The 19,216-nt window shown below is 70.5% G+C and carries 16 protein-coding genes; 6 read left to right on the top strand and 10 right to left on the bottom strand.

Annotated elements, in window-relative coordinates:
- Positions 1-21: 21 nt before the first annotated feature.
- The 5 genes from ABIC52_RS06880 to ABIC52_RS06860 are packed head-to-tail and all read right to left on the bottom strand — an operon-like array spanning position 22 to position 6,091.
- The gene (locus ABIC52_RS06880; RefSeq protein WP_354026952.1) at positions 22-1,026 is read right to left on the bottom strand and encodes a hypothetical protein; all 1,005 of its coding nucleotides are present in this window, start codon (positions 1,024-1,026) and stop codon (positions 22-24) included.
- Positions 1,016-2,200, bottom strand: a complete 1,185-nt coding sequence (locus ABIC52_RS06875) for a glycosyltransferase family 4 protein (RefSeq protein WP_354026951.1) — start codon at positions 2,198-2,200, stop codon at positions 1,016-1,018. Before ABIC52_RS06875 ends, ABIC52_RS06880 begins: the two co-directional genes overlap by 11 nt.
- Positions 2,200-3,666, bottom strand: a complete 1,467-nt coding sequence (locus ABIC52_RS06870) for a sugar transferase (protein WP_354026950.1) — start codon at positions 3,664-3,666, stop codon at positions 2,200-2,202. Before ABIC52_RS06870 ends, ABIC52_RS06875 begins: the two co-directional genes overlap by 1 nt.
- 13 nt (positions 3,667-3,679) lie before the next feature.
- Positions 3,680-4,627, bottom strand: a complete 948-nt coding sequence (locus ABIC52_RS06865; RefSeq protein ID WP_209680044.1) for a hypothetical protein — start codon at positions 4,625-4,627, stop codon at positions 3,680-3,682.
- Between the two features lie 15 nt (positions 4,628-4,642).
- Positions 4,643-6,091 carry a tyrosine-protein kinase domain-containing protein gene (locus ABIC52_RS06860; protein ID WP_126890155.1) on the bottom strand — a complete coding sequence of 483 codons (1,449 nt, stop codon included), beginning with the start codon at positions 6,089-6,091 and terminating at the stop codon, positions 4,643-4,645.
- A 153-nt stretch (positions 6,092-6,244) separates the two neighbouring features.
- Here ABIC52_RS06860 and ABIC52_RS06855 point away from each other — a divergent pair, with 153 nt between their 5' ends.
- Together ABIC52_RS06855 and ABIC52_RS06850 are read left to right on the top strand one after the other, a co-directional pair.
- Positions 6,245-6,964 (top strand): CPBP family intramembrane glutamic endopeptidase, encoded by a 720-nt coding sequence (locus ABIC52_RS06855; protein ID WP_354026949.1) that lies wholly within the window; start codon positions 6,245-6,247, stop codon positions 6,962-6,964.
- A 71-nt stretch (positions 6,965-7,035) separates the two neighbouring features.
- Positions 7,036-8,034, top strand: a complete 999-nt coding sequence (locus ABIC52_RS06850) for a nuclease-related domain-containing protein (protein WP_354026948.1) — start codon at positions 7,036-7,038, stop codon at positions 8,032-8,034.
- A gap of 63 nt (positions 8,035-8,097) precedes the next feature.
- Here ABIC52_RS06850 and ABIC52_RS06845 read toward each other — a convergent pair whose 3' ends face one another.
- Both ABIC52_RS06845 and ABIC52_RS06840 read right to left on the bottom strand, forming a co-directional pair.
- Entirely contained in the window at positions 8,098-8,655 is a 558-nt protein-coding gene (locus ABIC52_RS06845; RefSeq protein ID WP_354027049.1) for an arsenate reductase/protein-tyrosine-phosphatase family protein, read from the bottom strand.
- A gap of 2 nt (positions 8,656-8,657) precedes the next feature.
- On the bottom strand, positions 8,658-9,962 hold the full coding sequence (locus tag ABIC52_RS06840) for an adenylosuccinate synthase (protein ID WP_209680057.1): 1,305 nt from the start codon (positions 9,960-9,962) through the stop codon (positions 8,658-8,660).
- A 183-nt stretch (positions 9,963-10,145) separates the two neighbouring features.
- Between ABIC52_RS06840 and ABIC52_RS06835 the strand changes: the two genes are divergently transcribed.
- On the top strand, positions 10,146-10,319 hold the full coding sequence (locus ABIC52_RS06835; protein ID WP_354026947.1) for an Rv0909 family putative TA system antitoxin: 174 nt from the start codon (positions 10,146-10,148) through the stop codon (positions 10,317-10,319).
- A gap of 79 nt (positions 10,320-10,398) precedes the next feature.
- On the opposite strand, the gene ABIC52_RS06830 is transcribed toward ABIC52_RS06835, so the two are convergent.
- From ABIC52_RS06830 to ABIC52_RS06820, 3 genes are all read right to left on the bottom strand, one after another.
- Positions 10,399-10,569 carry a hypothetical protein gene (locus ABIC52_RS06830; RefSeq protein ID WP_153257418.1) on the bottom strand — a complete coding sequence of 57 codons (171 nt, stop codon included), beginning with the start codon at positions 10,567-10,569 and terminating at the stop codon, positions 10,399-10,401.
- Positions 10,570-10,605: 36 nt separating this feature from the next.
- Positions 10,606-11,730, bottom strand: coding sequence for a glycosyltransferase (locus ABIC52_RS06825; protein ID WP_354026946.1), 1,125 nt, complete (start codon positions 11,728-11,730; stop codon positions 10,606-10,608).
- A gap of 137 nt (positions 11,731-11,867) precedes the next feature.
- The gene (locus tag ABIC52_RS06820) at positions 11,868-15,527 is read right to left on the bottom strand and encodes a S8 family peptidase (RefSeq protein WP_354026945.1); all 3,660 of its coding nucleotides are present in this window, start codon (positions 15,525-15,527) and stop codon (positions 11,868-11,870) included.
- A gap of 159 nt (positions 15,528-15,686) precedes the next feature.
- On the opposite strand from ABIC52_RS06820, the gene ABIC52_RS06815 reads away from it, so the two are divergent.
- From ABIC52_RS06815 to ABIC52_RS06805, 3 genes are read left to right on the top strand one after another with little or no spacing between them, the layout of a single operon-like run.
- On the top strand, positions 15,687-16,379 hold the full coding sequence (locus ABIC52_RS06815; RefSeq protein ID WP_354026944.1) for a TetR/AcrR family transcriptional regulator: 693 nt from the start codon (positions 15,687-15,689) through the stop codon (positions 16,377-16,379).
- Entirely contained in the window at positions 16,376-17,092 is a 717-nt protein-coding gene (locus ABIC52_RS06810; protein ID WP_126890143.1) for a P-loop NTPase family protein, read from the top strand. The genes ABIC52_RS06815 and ABIC52_RS06810 overlap by 4 nt, the downstream gene beginning before the upstream one ends.
- Entirely contained in the window at positions 17,089-19,158 is a 2,070-nt protein-coding gene (locus tag ABIC52_RS06805) for a YhgE/Pip family protein (RefSeq protein ID WP_354026943.1), read from the top strand. Before ABIC52_RS06810 ends, ABIC52_RS06805 begins: the two co-directional genes overlap by 4 nt.
- The last annotated feature ends 58 nt before the right edge of the window (positions 19,159-19,216 follow it).

Here is a 19,216-nt window from a genome sequence, read left to right as displayed (position 1 = left end):
GGCAGCTCCGAACTGCCGCTCTCAGCCCACCAAGGTGACATTGGTCATCCCCCGTAGCGAGTTCTCGTAGACACCACGCAGCTTGTGGTACCCAGCTTCCGCCACGTAGACCTCGGCGCCGAGGATCGCCGCCGGCAGCGCGACGTGTAGTCGGTCGGTGATCACCACTTCGGCTGCTCTGAGAGTCCGCGCGTACTCGTCGAACGAACAGAACTGCGTTGAACTGAGGTCGAGTCGCACTGTCCGACGGGTACGCCGACGAACAACACTCCACGCGCTTGTATCGATCTGTCCCGCCAGCCGCTCGGCCAGGGCAGCCGTGCGACGCCTACGGACGAACCGGATGACACGGCGTCCTACGCCGCTGCTCCGCGCGAGGTGCACGAGTTCGTCCATCCGCGAGGACGCCCCCACTCGCGGAGCGGAAGTCCCGATCGCGGACGTCCGTTCGCGGTCGGCTCGGGGAGCGATCAGCAGAGTCTTCGGCGAACGCACCCGCGGGCCGACGATCTCCGAGACGAAGGAATGGCCGAGGGCGACGACATCGTGGAGGAGCACCAGTTGGACCCCGACGCCGCTGAGCTGCGTGCCCCACTGCTCGCTCAAGTGCGTCATCGATGGGAGCTCTCGTAGCATCCACGTCGTCGGAGCGGTCCGATCCTCGAACATGAACGATGGATCCCGTGTCGGGAACAAGGCAGAGGAGGGGAACACGATGAGCGGAAGACCTTCACTCCCGCGGATGCGCTCAGCGAGCAGGTCAGGAAACGCGTAACTCTCGAGCAGCGCTCCGGAAGGTGGGACGACGACGACCTGCGCGTCGCGCTGGTCATCGACCGTTTCTATCGAGAACGACGCCAGGATGCGGAGGAACACGGCGTGCATGAGCGCATCACCGTTGTTCCCCAAGAGCTTCCCGGACCGGCCGGTCATCGGCACGACCCAAGCCCTCGTTCCCTGAAGAGGCTCCAGGTAGGGCTCCAACTCTTCGAGGCCCGGCAGGGAAGGGCAGGGCTCAGGCTTCATGTGATCGTTCTTCCTCGAGTTCGTCCAACTTGTCGCGCACGGTCGCGGCAATGCCAGCTGCGGTGAAGTGCTTCGCGCCGTACTCGCGTGCGTTGCGCCCGAAGCGCTGCCGCACCTCCTTGTCCTGGAGCTCGAGCAGCGCCTCGAGCACAGAACTGACGTCAGCGCGCACGACGAAACCCGCGTGAGCCCCGCGCACGTGATCGCCCATCTGACCGACGTCTGAGACGACAGCAGGAAGTCCCGCAGTCAACGCTTCTGCCAGCGCGCCGGGCATTCCCTCGTGGCGGGACGGGAGCACGAACACGTCCATCTCCCCGAACTGCGTGACCACGTCATCGGTGAAGCCGGTGAAGGTGACTTTGTCTTCGAGGTGGAGTTCGCCAGCGCGGGAGCGGAACGAATCTTCAAAGGAGGCGTTCGCGAAGGGACCGACGAACAGTGCGTGCGCCTCCACACCCTGTTCACGAAGAGCCGCGATCGCATCGAGTACGAGGTGGGGGTTCTTGTTCGGCCCGATCTTGCCCACGAAGCCAACAGTGAACGGAGCATCGTCGCGCTGGCGGCGGGGAGCACCTCGCCGGTCCCCGCCTGCTGGATTGTCGATCAGCATCACTCGCTTCCGCGGAAGTCCGAGACCGATCAGAGCTTCTGCTATTCCGGTCGACAGTGCGAGACCAAGGTGTGATTCACCGATGACCCTTCGGTAGACAGCAACTTTGACAGCAGAGAACCGCGTCCCGGTGGCGAGGTCACCATCTTCCAGGACGGGAAGAAGCACGACCTTGCCTCGTACCTTCGACGGAACGGCGAGCACGTTGGCCAGGTATGCGCCCTGAAGGTGAACGAGATCGTATTCCTGTGCATGTCGGCGCAGAAAGCGGCGGGCCCGAAGGGCCCAACGCAACTGATCGACCCTCGAAAATTGCCCGACCGGCGTTCGTAACAACGCGAAGGTGCGATGTGCCCAGGGTGCGTCGGACTCCCGGCCCCGATCACGGTGGACCACATCGATCTCGAACCCGCCGAGATCTTTCAACGCTCCGAAGAGCCGATTCATGAGCGTCACCGGCCCGCTGTACTGCCCGCGAAGTCCCCACGGCGAAACCACGAGAATCCTCCGGCTCGCGCTGCGGCCCGTGGTCGCCTGCTCATCCGTTCCGGAGCCGTGCATCAGTAGGCCCCCTCCGAACGGGTGACAGCACGCGCCGTTCTCCAGAGGATGATCAGATCACTGACCAGCGACCAGTTCTCCACGTAGTAGAGGTCCAACCGCACCGAGTCCTCCCACGACAGGTCCGACCGTCCGCTGACCTGCCACAGCCCCGTCATTCCCGGCTTCACGAGGAAGCGCCGATGGACGTGGGAGTCGTACCGCTCGACCTCGCTGGCGAGCGGCGGGCGGGGCCCGACGAGCGACATGTTGCCGAGCAGGACGTTGAACAGCTGCGGCACTTCGTCCAGGCTGTACCGCCGCATGAACGCACCGACACGGGTGACGCGCGGGTCGTTCTTCATCTTGAAGAGGACGGTGTTGCCCTCTGCTCGGTCGAGCGCGCTGAGTTCCTGCAGGCGGGCCTCGGCGTCGACCACCATGGAGCGGAACTTGATCATGTGGAAGGTCCCACCGTTGAGCCCGACACGTTCCTGGCGGAAGAAGACGGGCCCTGGAGAGCCGGCCTTCACCAGGATCGCGAGCAGGATCAGGACCGGGGAGAGCACGATGATGAGCAGCGCCGAGCCGACCAGGTCGAAGGCACGCTTCGTGTAGAGCTTCCGGCCGGAGTAGGTCGGTGTCTCGACGTGGATGAGGGGCAGACCCTGCACCGGGCGGGTGTGGATGCGGGGACCACCGATGTCCGTCAGGCTCGGTGCGACCACCAGGTGCTGCCGGCCGGGCTCGAGCGACCAGCTGAGCTGCCGCACGCGCTCCGGCGGCAGGTCGTCGGAGCTGGTGATGACGACCGTGTCGGCGCCGGTGGCCGCGAGGGCCTCGGCGACGTCGTCGATGCCACCGTGGCTCTCGATGGTGGAGCCGGGCAGCACGCCCCTCGTGCCGCTGGCCACGGCAGCGCCGACCACGCGGTAGCCGGCCTCCGGTGAGCGTGCGAGCTCGCGGCCGATGTGCAGGACGCTCGCGGTCGAGCCGACGAGCAGCACCCTGGCGGAGTACCCGCCGTGCTTCCGCTCGGCCACGAGCCACTGGCGCCACATCCAGCGGGACAGCAGCAGGACGAGGATGCCGACGGGGAACGCGATGAGGACGTACCCACGGGCCAGGTCGACGCGGAGCAGGTACGCCGCGATGGCGATGAAACCGAAGACGCGCACGCTGGCGTCGGCGACCAGGCGGTACTCCGTGCTGCCCACACCGATGACTCGCGGCCCTCGGGTGTCGTAGACGGCCAGGCCGGTCATCCACACGGCGATGACGACGATCGAGATCGCGAAGTAGCTCAAGCGCAGGTCGGCGGTGTTGGTCGTGAGGTTCGAGCTGAAGCCGAGCCAGGCGATCTGCACGCCGAAGACGACCCAGATCAGGGCGAGCAGGTCGGTGACCAGCACGCGGCGCGAGTACCGACGGCTCCACTCCAGCGTGCTCGCCGGAGTGGTCGCGGCGCGCTCGCCCTGCACGGTCACCAGGACCTCCGGCTCACCACGTCTTGCCGCCGTCCGTGGACACGAGCACCTCGTCACCCGCCCAGATCCAGACGGCCTGACCGGCGCGGTCGATCGCGATCGGCCCCTCGGTCCGCGCGTCACTGCACCCGACCGGGGTGGTCGGCGTCGCCGGCGTCACGCCGACCGCCGTCATCGTCTCGAACTGCACGCCGTCGCACTCCGGGTTCCCGATGCGCGCGAGCGTGTACGAGCTCCCGTCGACCGCGACACCGCGGACGCCGCCGAGCGGCACGTCCACCCACGCCGCGGTCCCGGTCCGCCACTCCACCTGGCCGTCGCAGACGACGACCGTGGTGGTGGTGCCCTGGAACGCGTCGAGCGGCTGCGGGCACGGGTTCGCCACCGTGGTGCTGCCGAGTCGCACGCCGTCCGGCGTGATGCCGGCGCCTGCCGCGCCGGCAGCGGCCGCCTTCCAGGTCGCACCGTCGTCCGTGGTCGTCCGCTCCGTCGGCGCGCAGTCGTCACCGACGGCCTCGAGCAGCGACAGCCCGTCGGTCGTCGCACGCATGCCCCACAGGGCGCGCACGTCCTCACCGAGCGTGACGGGCGTCCACGTCGCTCCCCCGTCGACGGTGTGCTCCAGCACCACCTGCGCGACGGGACAGGTCGCACTGGAGGCGCGCCATGCCTCCCGTCCGTCCACTGCGGACAGCAGGCGGCGGCTCTCCCCCGCCGCCTCGCCCTGTGCGGTCGCGCTCGGCGACGGGGTGGGGGACGCCGACGGCGTCCCCTCGGGCGACACCCCGAACGTGGGGGCGGGACGGGGTGTGCCGACGGCTCCGGGCGTGGTGTGGCCGAGCGCCATCGCGACGAGCACGACGTCGACCACGACGAGCAGCACCACCGCGACGGCGGCGCCGATCAGGGTGTTGCGTCTCGTGGTGTCGCCGAGGCCTCGGGCCCCCCGGCCTGCACGCATGTCGTCCCCCTGGTCTCAGCGGTCGGCTCGGCGCAGCGTGCCGAGCTTGCCCCGCGCCTTCTTCGGCGCCTTGGTGGTCGGCTGGGGCGGCTCCGCCTCGTCCAGGCCGTACCCGTAGCCGTAGCCGTACCGGCCGTAGCCGTACGCGCCCGGGCCCTTGACCGGCATCATCGTGATGACGAAGCCGGCGATCGGGGCGCCGACGTTCTCGAGCGACGCGACCGCAGCGGCGAGCTGGCCCTTGTGGGTCTTGCCGGACGCGACCGCGAGGATGGCGCCGGACGCCTTCTTCGACAGGATCGCGGCGTCGGTGACGGGCAGCAGCGGCGGTGCGTCGAACAGCACGTAGTCGAACTGCTGCTCGAGCGTCGTGATGAGGTCCTGCATGGCCTTCGAGCCGAGGAGCTCCGACGGGTTCGGCGGGATCTGACCGGCGGGGAGCACGACCAGGTTGCCACGGCCCCAGGGCTGTGCGACGTCCTCGAGGGTCGCACGACCGATGAGCACGTCGGTCAGGCCGACAGCACTGTCGACCTCCATGTACTCGCCGACGCGGGGGCGGCGGAGGTCGGCGTCGATCAGGATGACCTTGAAGCCGGCGCTGTCGAGCGCGATCGCCAGGTTCGCGACCGTGGTGCTCTTGCCCTCGGACTGCATCGACGACGTCATGACGAACGTGCGCGAGCCGGTGCCGAGGTCGAGGAACTGCAGGTTCGTGCGGAGCGTGCGGAAGGACTCGGCACGCGGGCTGCGCGGGTCGACCTGCACGATCAGGGGCCGCTCGGATGCCTTGCTGTCGAACGCGATGCCGCCGACGACCGGCTTGTCGCTGATCTTCTCGACGTCGGTCTCGACGCGGACGCGGTTGTCGAGCGTCTCGCGCAGCACGGCGATGCCGACGCCGAGCGCCAGACCGACGAGCAGACCGAGGGCGATGTTCACGGGGACGTTGGGGCTGACCGGCTTGAGCGGCACGTCGGCCTGCTTCACGCGGGTGAGCTTGACGGTGCTCGTGCCGTTCGCGTCCGTGGCCTCGATGTCCTGCACCACGTTCGTCAGGCTCTGCGAGGTCGCGTTGGCGATCTCGGTCGCCTGCACCGGGTCGGTGCCCTGCACGGTGATCGAGATGAGCGTGGTGCTCGTCGGCGCCGTCGCCGAGACCATCGTCGCCAGCTGGTCGGCGTTCATGTCGAGCCCGAGCGACGAGATGACCGGCAGGAGGACGATCGGCGTCTGCACCAGGTTCGAGTACGTCAGCACGCGCTGCTGCGTGAACGTGTTGCCCTGCGCCAGGTCGCTCGCGCTGCCCGATGTCTCGGTGGAGACGAACACCTGTGCCGAGGCGGAGTAGACCGGCTTCTTCAGCAGGGAGAACCCTGCAGCCGCCGCGACGCCCACCAGGGCGAGCACCACGATGAGCACCCACCCCTTGCGGAGCACAGTGATGTAGTCGCGCAGTTCCACGCGGCCCGCCTTCCCCGATCCTGGCCGTTCCCGTGGTCCCGCACAGGCTCCGCAGGGGTTCTCCCAGCAGTCGGCTAGTGAATAGTGTCACACGGATGAGGTCTGCTCGGCTGTTCTCGCCGATCTGCGTCGGTCGTCCTCTACGCTCGCCCCATGACCTCCGAGCCGGAAGCGGCCGCCACCGAGCCCTCGACCGCCCGGCAACGCGACCTCGTCGCCCTGCTGATCGCCCTCGTCGTGGCCGTCGTGCTCGCCCGGATCGTCAGCAACCTGACGCTGCGCGGAGCCGTCCCCGGCCCGGTGCTGCAGGTGCTGCTCGGCAACGTCGCGGTCTGGGTACCGCTGGTCTTCGGCATCATCTGGGTCGTTCGTCGCACGGGCCGCGACCTGTTCGGACGGTTCCGCATCGAGCTCGGCGACCTCGTGTTCGCACTCGGGATCGTCATCCTGGCGCGGGTGTTCGACGCCGTGCTGTCCCTGTCGTTCTCCGGCACGACCGGACTGCAGCCCGGGCCGTCGTTCGGGCCCCCGGACGTCGGGCTGCTGCTCGTGTCGGCGGTCGGCATCGTGCTGATCAGCCCCGTGCTCGAGGAACTGTTCTTCCGCGGGCTGTTCCAGCGCCTGCTCGCCGCCGAGCTCACACCGCGGACGCGGTGGCTCGCCGTGCTCGTGACGGCGTTCCTGTTCGCGCTGGCGCACCTGTTCCTGGGGTCGGCGACGACGTCGCTCGGCGGGGTGCAGGTGTTCCTGACGACCTTCGTGCTCGGGCTGCTCACGGGCACCCTGGTCGCGATGACGAACCGCATCGGGGGCGCGATCGTGGCGCACGTGCTGTTCAACGCGGTGGCGGTCGTCGCGACCTGGCCGCGCTGACCGAACGGCGTCCTGCCGGACTCGCCGCAGCCCGCGACCCCGCGCGCGCTGCGTCGTGGTGAGGTGGTCCCATGACCAGCGACCTCGTGCCGTGGGTGGTTGCCGGGGGGCTCGCGATCGTCGTGGTCGTCCTGGTGATCGTCCTGCGGCGGACCCAGTCCTCCAACCGTGCCGCCCTCTCCGACGCCGAGGTCCGGCTGGACCACCGCACCGGCACCCTCGAGCGGGAACACCGCGAGCAGACCGCCGCCGCCGAGGCCGAGCACGGCCGCCAGCTCGCCGGTGCCGAGGCCGCCCGGCAGCAGGCCCTCGCCGAGGCCGAGGCCGGTCGTGCCCTCGCCCGGACGGGCATGCGGTGGGAGGAGGCCTCGCAGCGCACGATCATCGAGGTCTGCAAGGCCGCCGGGATCAACGGCGCGCTGCTCACCAACGTCGTCTTCGTGCCGGTGGCCCAGGGCGAGCGGGACCGCGACCGCAGCTACGCCGCTCAGCTCGACCACGTGCTCGTGTTCGAGTCCGGGCACGTGCTGGTCATCGAGAACAAGCGGTGGAACGGCATCGTGTTCGACGGCCGGAAGCCGAGCGCCGTGCACCACGCCTTCCGCAACCTGCTCGACGAGTCGTCGCTGACCGGGTCCTTCGCGATCCAGGTGCGCAGTCGTCGTGTCCTCGACCACGCCGACGACGTCGAGCACTGGTGGCAGGTCCGCGTGCAGTCCGGTGGGAACGCCCCGACCCGGCAGGTCCGGCAGCAGGCCCGACGCCTGCAGCGGTTCCTGGCCGACGCGGACGGCAACGGGCCGCAGTGGGTCGACTCGTGCGTGTTCTACTCCGGCGACGCCGCGGCGTACGTCAACCCGGAGGACCGCAGCACGAGCACGACACCGACCGGACGCTCGGCGACGACGGCCGTGGTGACGAACGACAACGAGCTGCGTGGCCTCGTGACCGACCTCGCCCGGAAGCACGCCGTGCCGAACCGGGCACGCACCGACGCCGTCGTGCGACAGCTGGCCAGCCAGGGCGCGCACACGATCACCGTCGGGACGTACCGCCTGCCGGAGGCGTGAGCAGACGCGACGAAGCCCCCGCCACCGAGGCGGGGGCTTCGTCGTTCCCGGAGTGGGGCGGGGTCAGCGCAGCGCGCGCAGGGCGTCCGCGATGGGCGTGAGCGCCGCGTCGATCTCGTCGGCGACCCGCACGTGCGTGTCCTCGGACCGACGGTAGGGGTCGTCCACGTCGTCGTCCGCGGGGTCGGCGGGCGGCAGCACGGTCCCCCGGAGTCGAGCGACCCGGTCGACCAGGTCCTGCGCGGTCTCGATGCCGGCCAGGTCGCCCGGCTCGAGCCCGTCGAGCACCCGCGCGAACTGCTTGATCGTGAACGCCCGCTTCGCTGCCCGCGGCGCGAGCGACACCACGGCCGCTCGGTGCGAGCGCTCCGCGGTGAGCACGAGGTCGGCCGACGCCGCGATCTCCTCGGTCAGGTAGCGCGACCGGTGCGTCGTGGGGTCACCGCCGAGTCGGGCGGACTGCGCCGCAGCCGTCTCGTCCATCAGGGCGCCGTCGTCGGCGATGGTGCCGGCCGACTCGACCGTGAACGCCGGGGCGTCCGGGCCGAGCCGAGCCTCGAGCACCTGGGCACCGAGGGGCGAGCGGCAGATGTTGCCGCTGCAGACGAACAGGATCCGCATGCTCACGCAGCAGTCTCGCCGGTGCCGAGCAGGTCGTGGCGGACCACGATCGCGTCACGGCCCGGGCCGACGCCGATCGCCGAGATCCGCGCGCCCGACATCGCCTCGACCGCGAGCACGTAGTCCTGCGCGGTCTTCGGCAGGTCGTCGAACGAGCGGGCGCCGGTGATGTCCTCGGTCCAGCCGGGGAACTCCTCGTAGATCGGCTTCGCGTGGTGGAAGTCCGACTGGTTCACGGGGACCTCGTCCACGCGCTGGCCGTCGACCTCGTACGCGACGCAGACCGGGATGGTCTCGAGGCCGGTCAGCACGTCGAGCTTCGTCAGCACGAAGTCGGTCACACCGTTGATGCGCGCTGTGTACCGGGCGATCGGGGCGTCGTACCAGCCGCAGCGACGCGGACGACCGGTCGTCGTGCCGAACTCGAAGCCGTTGGCGCGGAGGAACTCCCCCGACTCGTCGAACAGCTCGGTCGGGAACGGACCGGCACCGACGCGGGTCGTGTACGCCTTGACGATGCCGATGATGCGCTCGAGCTTGCCCGGGCCGATGCCCGAACCGGTCGCGGCGCCACCGGCGGTCGCCGACGACGACGTCACGAACGGGTAGGTGCCGTGGTCGACGTCGAGCATCGTGGCCTGGCCGGCCTCGAACAGGACGGTGTCGCCCCGCTCGAGCGCGCGGTGGATCTCGAGCGCGGTGTCGGCGACCATCGGGCGAAGACGCTCGGCGAAGGACAGCAGCGACTCGACGACCTCGTCCGCGTCGATCGCGCGGCGGTTGAAGACCTTGACCAGCAGGTGGTTCTTCTGGTCGAGGGCCGCCTCGACCTTCTGCCGCAGGATGTTCTCGTCGAAGATGTCCTGGATGCGGATGCCGACGCGGTTGATCTTGTCCGCGTAGGTCGGACCGATGCCGCGGCCGGTGGTGCCGATCTGGCGCTTGCCGAGGAACCGCTCGGTCACCTTGTCGACGGTGCGGTGGTAGTGCGTGATGACGTGCGCGTTCGCGGACACCAGGAGCTTCGAGACGTCGACACCACGGGCGCGGAGCGCGTCGAGCTCCTGGAACAGGACCTCGAGGTCGACGACGACGCCGTTTCCGATGATCGGGGTCACGCCGGGCGTCAGGATGCCGGACGGCAGCAGGTGCAGCGCGTACTTCTCGCCGCCGACGACGACGGTGTGGCCGGCGTTGTTGCCACCGTTGAACTTCACGACGTAGTCGATGCGCGAGCCGAGGAGGTCGGTTGCCTTCCCCTTGCCCTCGTCACCCCACTGGGCACCGATGATGACTGCTGCGGGCATGGAGGTTCTCCTCACGTTGGCGGAGGACCGCACCGGCGGGCTGGGCCGATGGTCCACCCGAGTCTATCGGCTGTCCACCTGCACGCCACCCGCCTGTGAGGACCGGTTCCGCACCTGGGAGCCCGTCCGGCTCCACCGGCGCAGCCTCGTCCACGTCAGATCCGACGAGCAAGGGAGCACCACATGAGTGACCTCGGTGACAAGGCCAAGGACTTCGCGAACAGCGACAAGGGCGAGCAGGCGACGGACGCCGGTCTCGGCAAGGCCGCCGGCGCGGCCGACAAGGCCACCGGCGGTGGCCACGGCGACCAGGTCGACAAGGCCGAGCAGGCCGCCGACGACAAGATCGGCGAGTAGACCGCTCAGCAGAACGGACGGGAGGCGCGGTGCCAGCTGGCACCGCGCCTCCCGTCCGTCAGGTGGTGACGTTCCGCGATCAGGCGCGGAAGAAGTCCTGGTACGACGGGTCCCCCACGGGCTGGGCGTGACCCGGCTGCGCGAGGCGTTCCTCGACCATGGCCTGGAGTGCATCGGGCGGGGTCAGCCCACGGCGCCGCCACTCCATCGGGTTGGCCCGGAGCTGCATCAGGGAGGTGTGGGATCGCATGGCCTCACTCTCGCACCCATTCCCTAGTTCGCCTAACTACATGTCCCTTTGCCGCACTCCGCCTCCCGCGGAGACCAGATCGGCGGGGGCGTTCTCGACCGGTGCCGTTCCGATGAGGGTCCGGATGCGCCGGACGAAGCGCTCGCGCGAGAAGCACTCCGCGTGGCGACGGATCGCGCAGTGATCCCAGGCGCCCGCATCAGCGGCGTCGAAACTCGCAGCGATGCCGGCCGGCGTCGCACGGTCGAAGAACGCTCCGGTGAGCCCGTCGGACACGGTCTCGGTGGCACCGCCCGCACGGAGCGCGAGCACGGGCAGCCCCGTGGCCATCGCTTCGACCGGGACCATCCCGAAGTCGTCCTCGCTCGGGAACACGAGCGCCTGGGCGCGGGAGTACAGGTCGGCGAGCTCCGACGTCGACCGCGAACCGATGAACCGCACGTTCGCCGGTGCACCCTGCTCGAGGCGGCACCGGTCGCGGCCGTCACCGACCACGGTGAGCTGCCGGTCGGGTCGCAGACGCATCGCCTCGAGGAGGACCCCGAGGTTCTTGTACGGCTCGACGATCCGCCCGACCCACAGCAGGTCGAGGTCCCGCCGTCGCGGCTCAGCGCGGAAGAACGCATCGTCGATGGGCGGCGGGATGATGCCCACCGGCTCCAGGCCGTAGTACCGACGGACACGGTCCGCCACGATCGTGTTGGTCGCGATGTAGCCGTCGGCCCGGAGCGCAGCATGCCGGTCGACACGACGGAGGACTCCGACCGGGATCCCACTGATCACCCGCGAGAGGCCTGACGAGTACATGTCCCGTCCGCTCCAGACCTGTCGCAACGGCGAGTGGCAGTAGACGAGGTGGGTCCCCCGTGCCCGCATGTGGTGGGCGAACGCGTAGGAAGACGAGAGCAGGTTCCCCTGGACCGCGGGGAGCGCGGCACTCAACGCGGGGAACCCCAGAGCCAGGTACCGGTGGTTGCGCGTCGTCGTCCCGGGGAGTCGGTGCGACACCTCGCGGAGTCCCAGGCTGCGTTCGACCTGCGGGTCGCCACCGAGGGCGAGGACGCGATCAGCCCCGACGGCCGAGACGAGGTCCGCCGTGACGCGCTCCGCTCCCCCCGCCTGGAAGAAGAAGTCGTGCGCCACCGTCCAGCTCTGCTGCATGTCTCGATCCCGTCTGGTCCCCGTCTGCACCGGTTCGGATGCAGAATTTCAGAATACCAGATGCTTCGAGGGTGGCCAGGGGAACGACGAACGCCCCGCCGCACCGGTATGGTGTGGCGGGGCGTCCGTGTCGATGACTACTTGCGGGGCGCCACCTTCGCGGTCTCGGCGGAGGTCGCCGTCCCGTCCTGGTAGCCCGTCGCCTTCGCCGTCACCGTGACGGAGAAGCGGTGACCCGCGTCCGTCGTGCCGAGCGTGTAGCGCCGGTCGGTCGCACCCTGCACCGCGACACCGTCACGGAGCCACTGGTACGAGTACGAGACCTTCTTGCCGTCCCACGAGCCCGGGTTCGCCTTGAGCGACTTCCCGACCTTCGGGGTGCCCGAGATCGTGACGGCGCTGCCCTCGCGGAGGGTGAGCGTCGGCGCGGTCTGCGCGGCCTGGAGCACGTCCGCCTGGTCGCCCACCGCGTTGCCGAGGTGGAGCAGCAGGACACGGGCGTTGGTGGCGTCGGCCTGTCGCGTGACCTGCAGCGAGCCCGTGTCGGCGTAGAGCACACCGGTGGTGGTGCCCTGCGCGAAGGCGAGCGCCGGCTTCGACGGGTCGTACGTGGCCGACTCGGTCTCGTCCACGACGTTCGAGCCGCTGGTGGCCAGGGCCGGGGCGTACGCCGACTCGGTGAGCACCGAGTAGTCGAACGCACCGGTCGCGCCGATGGTCGACGCCGACACCGTCAGCACCTTGACGGCACTGTCGAACGTGTTGACGTCCTGCCCCGCGGTGCCGCCGTTGAGCGGCTGCGCGTCGACCGTCTTGCCGGTCGCCAGGTCCACCGTGGTGGCGAGCGTCGCGTCGATGGTGGTCGACTTGGCGTCGTACACCAGGAAGTCCGGCTCACCGTCGCGGTTCGTGTCGATGAGGACCTCGACGTTGGTCACCGCGCCGGGGTTCGCGTCGGCACCGGCGGTCTGGACGCCGAAGGCGAGGGTGTCGGACGCCTTGTCGTAGTTCGCGCCGTAGGCCCGGATGTCGGCGGCCTGCAGGGACTGCTGCGCCGAACCGGCGGGCAGCGGCTCCTGCGGGTCAGTCCCGCCCAGGACGAACGGTGCGACGACCGAGTGGTACCCGGTGACGGCGTCGCCCTGGTCGACCGAGCGGCCGGTGAGCGCGAGCTCCGCGGTCGTGGTCGAGCCCGAGAACGCGATGCCCTTCCCGTGCACGGCGCTGACCGGCTTCGGTGCGACGTACGCACCGAGGCGCATCGGGTTCAGCTTCGTGTCGGTCGGCGTGAAGGACACGATGCCGGACGCCGCGGCGACGAACTCACGCTGGTAGCCGGACTGCACCGACTCCTGCGTGGGGTCGATGACGCGACGCAGCTGCGTCGGGTCGGCGATCGTGAACGTCAGCTTGACGGTCGCGGTGCCGTGCGCCGGAGCGGTGACCCGCTTCGTGCTCAGCGCGAAGGCGACACCCGGCTGGTCCACCTGGGCCTGGTACGCCACGTCGTACGTGTGCGGACGGCCGTCGGTGTTCTGGATCTGCAGGGTGCGCGACTCGGTGGTCTTCCCGCTGACCTCGACGACACCGTACGAGGCGGTGACGAGCTGGTCGTTCTCGATGCTGCGCACCGTGGTGCCGGCGGTGACCGCCTGCAGTGCGTCGACGCGGCCGGTGCCCTGGCGGAGCAGCGTGGCGTTCCGGTCACCCTGGCGCACGTCGTGCGTCGCGGTGTTCATCACGGCGGCCTTGACCTGCGGTGCCGTCCACGAGGGGTGCGACTGGAAGGTCAGCGCGACGATGCCGGCCACGTGCGGGGTCGCCATCGAGGTGCCGCTCATCGACATGCGGCCGTCACCGGTGCCGTTGGCCGCGGAGATCACGTTGACCCCGGGGCCGGCGACGTCCGGCTTGACGATGTCGCCGAACGAGCCGTGGACGCCACGGCTGGTGAACGGAGCGAGCGTGTTCACGTTCGCCTGGTCGGTCGCCAGCTGGAAGCCCTTGAGCTCCTGTGCGAACTGCACGTGCAGGGTCCCGGCCTGCGCGGCGGCCTGGAGGCTCGCAGCACTGTCCGAGGTCAGCTCGGCCCCCGGGATGGTCGCGTTCCCCGCGACGCCCGAGTCGAAGCTCGTCACCGTCCCGGCGAGCAGGACGCCGACGCCGCCGGCCGCCTGCACGTTGTTGAAACGCACACCGGAGCCGCACTCGAGCGCGCCGTCGGTCCACTTCAGCCAGACGACCTTGCCCGTGACCTTCGCGGCCTCGTCGGCGCTGAACGCCTGGCAGCCGTCGATGTTCGTGGTCGGCACGACGACGTCGCCCTCGACCGGCAGGGTGCCCTGGTAGTTCTGCGAGTACTGCGCGCGGTAGGTGCCCGCGACGTCGGACGGCGCGGTGGCCTTCACGCCGTCGAACAGCGACTGGCCGGTGGCGCTCGCGGCGACGGTCAGGGCGCCCTCGGCGTTGCCCGGCGAGCCGCCGATGTCGGTGAAGTCGTCGGCGTTGCCCGAGGCGATCACGGGGAGGACACCGCGGGCGGTGAGCGCGTCGATCTTCGCGTTGTCGGGGTCGTCCGGTGCGCCGTAGTCGGAGCCGAGCGACAGGTTCAGGACGTTGATGTCCTTGCCCTCGGTCAGCGCCTGGCCGACCCAGTCGAGCGCGGCACCGGTCAGGTCGGTCGAGCCGCCGCCGTCACCGAACACCTTGAGGGCGTAGAGGCCGGCCTCGGGCGCGGTGCCCGGACCGATCCACATGTCCTGGACGGACTGGTTCGTGAGCTTCGTGTAGTCGCCGCGGAACGTCTTCTTGTCCGCGGTCAGGCCGTAGCCCGCGGCGGTGCCGGACACGTGCGTGCCGTGGTCGCCACCCTTGCCGTCGATCGGGTTGGCGTCCGGCTTGGGGGTCGGGTCGTATGCCGCGCTCGAGGAGTCCGCGTTGTAGGTGGGGCCGGCGAAGTCGTAGCCGCCGAGGTACTTCCCTGCGTCGTACCAGCTGGGGTCCGGTGCGCTCGTGCTCGCCAGGGCCTGCTCGTACGCGGCCGTGGTGCCCGGGCCGCCGAAGTCGGCCTGCGTGTAGTCGAGGCCGGTGTCGAGGACGGCGACGTTGACGCCCTTGCCGGTGCGGCCGGTCTGCTGCCACGCGTCGAGGGAACGCGTGTAGACGTCGCTCGCCGCGTTCTTCGGGCTGACGCCGTCCGCGCCCGGCTGCACCAGGTCGGGGTCGACACCGCTCGGGGCCTTCGACGAGTCGCCCGGGGTCGGGTCGACGATCTTCTTCGGGGTGAGCGGGATGATGCTCTCGACGTCCGAGCGGCTCGCGATGTCGCGCAGCGCGTCGACGTCGGCGACGACCGCGACACCGGGGACGGTGTACTCGGTCGAGTACAGCTCCGTCGCCTTGGCGTCGGAGCGCTTGACCGCAGCACGGACGGCGTCGACGGTCGACGTGATCGCCTGGACGCGCTCCTGCGCGGCGGACGACGGCGCCTTCGACTTCGTCAGGTCGCCGCCCTTCGCCTTCGCGTCGACCTCGAGCGCACCCTGGCCCGTCGTGCGCACGAACGCGGCGACCGTCTTCTGGGGCTTGGCGTCGCGCAGGGGCGCGGCGAGCTTGAGGTCGGCCGGGGAGAGACCGGTCGGCGCCGCGTTCGCCGCTCCGCCGACGGCGAGGCCGCCGCAGGACAGGGCGACGGCGGCGATCCCGGCGGTCAGGAGGCGTGCGACGCGTGACCGCGTGGTGCGCTCCGTGATGGGTGGTTGCTCGGGTACTGCACGGTTGGGTGTTGCACGTGTCACAGGGCGCACTCCTCGGGCTCTGTCCGTGGTGGGAATTTCTGTGAAGTTATGCGCTCGTTCACAGGTGGAACAGTCCGCACTTTGGGGGACTGTCCCTCGTTCGGGGGTACGGAACCCGATAACTTGCACAGGGGTGTGCAGGTTATTACGCTGGATGCCGTGACCAGTACGACCAGTGGCGGGACCGCCACCGAGCAGCCCGGGCGCGCTCCCCGACGGGACGCCGCCGAGAACCGCGCTGCCCTGATCGAGGCGGCGAAGCGCGTCCTGCAGCAGGACCCGGACGCCGGGCTCGAGACCATCGCGACCGCCGCCGGACTCTCGCGGCGTGCGGTCTACGGACACTTCCCCTCCCGCGACGACCTCGTGCGCGAGGTCGTGACCGCCGGCGCCGCACGGATCGCCGCAGCCATGCCCGACTCGTCAGCACTCGCTGCCCTGCCGCCGGCCGCTCGACTCGCCGCCCTCGCGGTCGCGCTGTGGTCCGAGGTGTCGCACGTCCGCCCGATGGCGCGCGTCGCCGTCCGCAGCCCCTTCGCCGAGGCGGTGGCCGAGGTCTTCGCACCGCTGCGCGCCCAGGTCCGGCAGGCATGCGCGCTCGGCATCGAGGACGGCTCGATGCGCGACGACGTCGACGCCGCGTCGCTGGCTCGGCTCGTCGAGGCCGCGTGCATCGCCGTGCTCGACGAGGCCACCCGCTCCGGCACGAGCGACGAGGCGGGTCGGCGCACGGTCGTGCTCTCCGCGCTCGGCACCGCCGGCATCGACTGGCGCACGGCGCTGCTGTCCGAACCGGCAGCCCCGGTCGCCCCCGCCCCCGCACCGCAGACCGAGCAGGAGACCCGCGCATGACGCTCGAACTCGACCACGTCGGCATCGGCGACGAGCCCGGCGCCGCGCTGCCCGTCGTCTCCGCCGTCGCCGCTCCCGGGCGGCCCGGCGTCGTCGCCGTCGAGACCGAGCAGGCACCCGTGCTCGCCTCGCTCGTCGCCGGTGGGCGGATGCGTCCCGACACCGGACGAGTGCTGCTCGACGGGCACGAGGACGCCGCTGCGATCCGCTCGGCGTTCGCGCTCGTGGACACCCCCGGGGTCGCCGAGCCGTTCCCGGTCATGTCGCTCCGGAAGATCGTGCGCGAGGAGCTCGCATTCGCCGGGCAGCGTCCCTCCCGCGAGCACGTCGACACCGTGCTCGACGAGCTCGGGATGCGGGACCACGCCGACACGCACGTGCAGCGGGTCCCGACCGACGTGCGGGTCCGGCTGCTCGTGGAGCTCGCGCTGCTGCGGGACGGGGTCACGGGCATCGTGCTCACCGCACCCGAGCGACACGGGGGCGCCGTGGCCGACTGGTTCGCGGTGGTGCGCGACGTCGCCCGCCGGGGCGTGACCGTCGTCCTCGTGACGTCGAAGGCCGCCGCAGCCACCGTCGAGCACCTGCTCGACACGATCCAGACCGAGGGTCCCGACGACGCGACCCGGACAGACGGGGGCGACCAGAGCCTCCAGTCCGACCGTCCCGACCCCGAAACTCCCGCAACCGTCCCGACGGAGGCACCCGCGTGACCATCCCCTCGCTCATCCGCGCCGAACTGGCGCGCCTCACCGCCACGCCGCTCGCCCGGCTGGCGTTCGTCGCCCTCATGGTGGTGCCGCTGCTCTACGGCGGTGCCTACCTCTGGGCGAACCGCGACCCCTACGCCAAGCTCGACCAGATCCCGGCCGCCATCGTCGACCAGGACGCCGGCGCGACGCTCGACGGCGACCGGGTCGACTACGGGAAGGACGTCACGAAGGAGGCGATCGACGGCGCCGACTTCAAGTGGACGAAGACGACCGCGGCCGACGCGCGCTCTGGTGTGCGGAACGGGACGTACGACTTCGTCGTGACGATCCCGCACGACTTCTCCGAGTCCCTGGTGTCGGCGCAGGGCGACGACCCGAAGCGGGCCGAACTCGTCATGACCACCGCGGACACGAACTCGTACCTGGCCTCGACGATCGCGGAGCAGGCGGGCAAGACCATGCGCACGGCCGTTGCCGAGCGGGTCGGCAAGCAGGCCGCGAAGACGCTGCTCGTCGGACTCGCCGACGTGCGCGACAGCCTGGGCGACGCCGTCGACGGGGCCGGTCAGCTCGCCTCGGGTGCGACCACGGCGGCCGACGGTGCGGCGTCGCTCGCGACCGGGACCCAGCAGCTGTCGGCCGGTGCGTCGCAGCTCGCCTCCGGCACCGCCTCGTTGCCGTCGCAGACGGCGCAGCTGAACGACGGCGCCCAGCAGGTCGCGTCGGGCGCCTCGACCCTGGCGTCCGGGCTGCAGTCCGCCCAGCAGCAGACCGCGTCGCTGCCGGCGCAGACCGCGCAGCTGAACGACGGCGCGCAGCGGGTCGCCGCGGGGAACGCCGCGCTGGCCGACAAGGTCGACTCGGTCAGCCCCGGCGTCGACGCGGTGCAGCCGATCGACGCCGACGCGCTGCTCGCGCAGATCACCGCGAACCTGCCCGAGGGCGCGACGCTGACCCCCTCGCAGCAGGAGGCGATCGCGAAGGCGGTCGGCGACGTCAACAGCGCCGGCGCCTCGGCCAAGCAGACCTACGCGGCGACGAAGTCCGCCGTCGACCAACTCCGCGACGGGTCGGCGCAGGTCGCGGCCGGCACGTCGGCGCTCGCCTCGGCGTCGCCGCAGCTGGCGGACGGCATCGCGTCGGCCTCGACCGGCGCGTCACAGCTGGCGTCGGGCTCGTCGCAGGTCGCCGCGGGCACGTCGAAGCTCGCCGCCGCGGCACCGACGCTGTCCTCCGGCGCGTCCTCGCTCGCGAGCGGAGCGGCGTCGGCGACGTCGGGCGCCGCTTCGCTGTCCACCGGGCTGCAGTCGCTCGAGGACGGCTCGAAGGAGCTCGCCACGAAGCTCGACCAGGGCCGCACGAAGATCCCGGCCTCCACGGCGTCGCAGCGTTCCTCGCAGGCGTCCGTCATCTCGGACCCCGTGAAGGTCGGCGACGACAACGTCGCCGCGGCGTCAAACTACGGTGCCGGCCTCGCGCCGTTCTTCATCTCGCTCGCGGCCTGGATCGGCATGTACGCGCTGTTCCTCATCCTCAAGCCGATCTCCAAGCGGGCGATCACCGCCGTGAAGAAGCCGCTGCGGGTGGTGCTCGGCGGATGGCTCACCCCGGCGCTCCTCGGGCTCGTGCAGATGGCGGCGCTGTTCCTGATCGTGCGGTTCGCGCTCGACCTCGACGTGGTGCACGCCGGGCCGACGGTGGCGATCATGGTGCTCGCCTCGGCGACCTTCGCGGCGATCATCATGGCGCTGAACGTGCTGCTCGGCTCGGTCGGACAGTTCCTCGGCCTGGTGCTCATGCTCGTGCAGCTCGTCACGGCCGGCGGGACCTTCCCGTGGCAGACGCTGCCGGGGCCGTTGGCAGCGCTGCACTTCGCGCTGCCGATGACCTACTCCGTCGACGCGATCCGGCAGACGATGTACGGCGGGTCCTTCGCGGCGGTGTGGTCCGACGCGGGAGTGCTCGCGTGCTGGCTGCTCGGCGCGCTGCTCGTGTCGTACGTCGTCACCGCGCGGCAGACCCGCTCGCGGACGCTACGCGACCTGCGGCCGAGCCTGATCGGGTAGCGGGCGGGCGCGGCGGGGCATTCATGGAGCAGAAGACGTCGGGTAGCGGTGACGTACC

Origin of the sequence: Curtobacterium oceanosedimentum, assembly GCF_040545555.1 — a bacterium.
Taxonomy (GTDB): domain Bacteria; phylum Actinomycetota; class Actinomycetes; order Actinomycetales; family Microbacteriaceae; genus Curtobacterium.
This window is presented reverse-complemented; position numbering and strand designations above follow the sequence as displayed.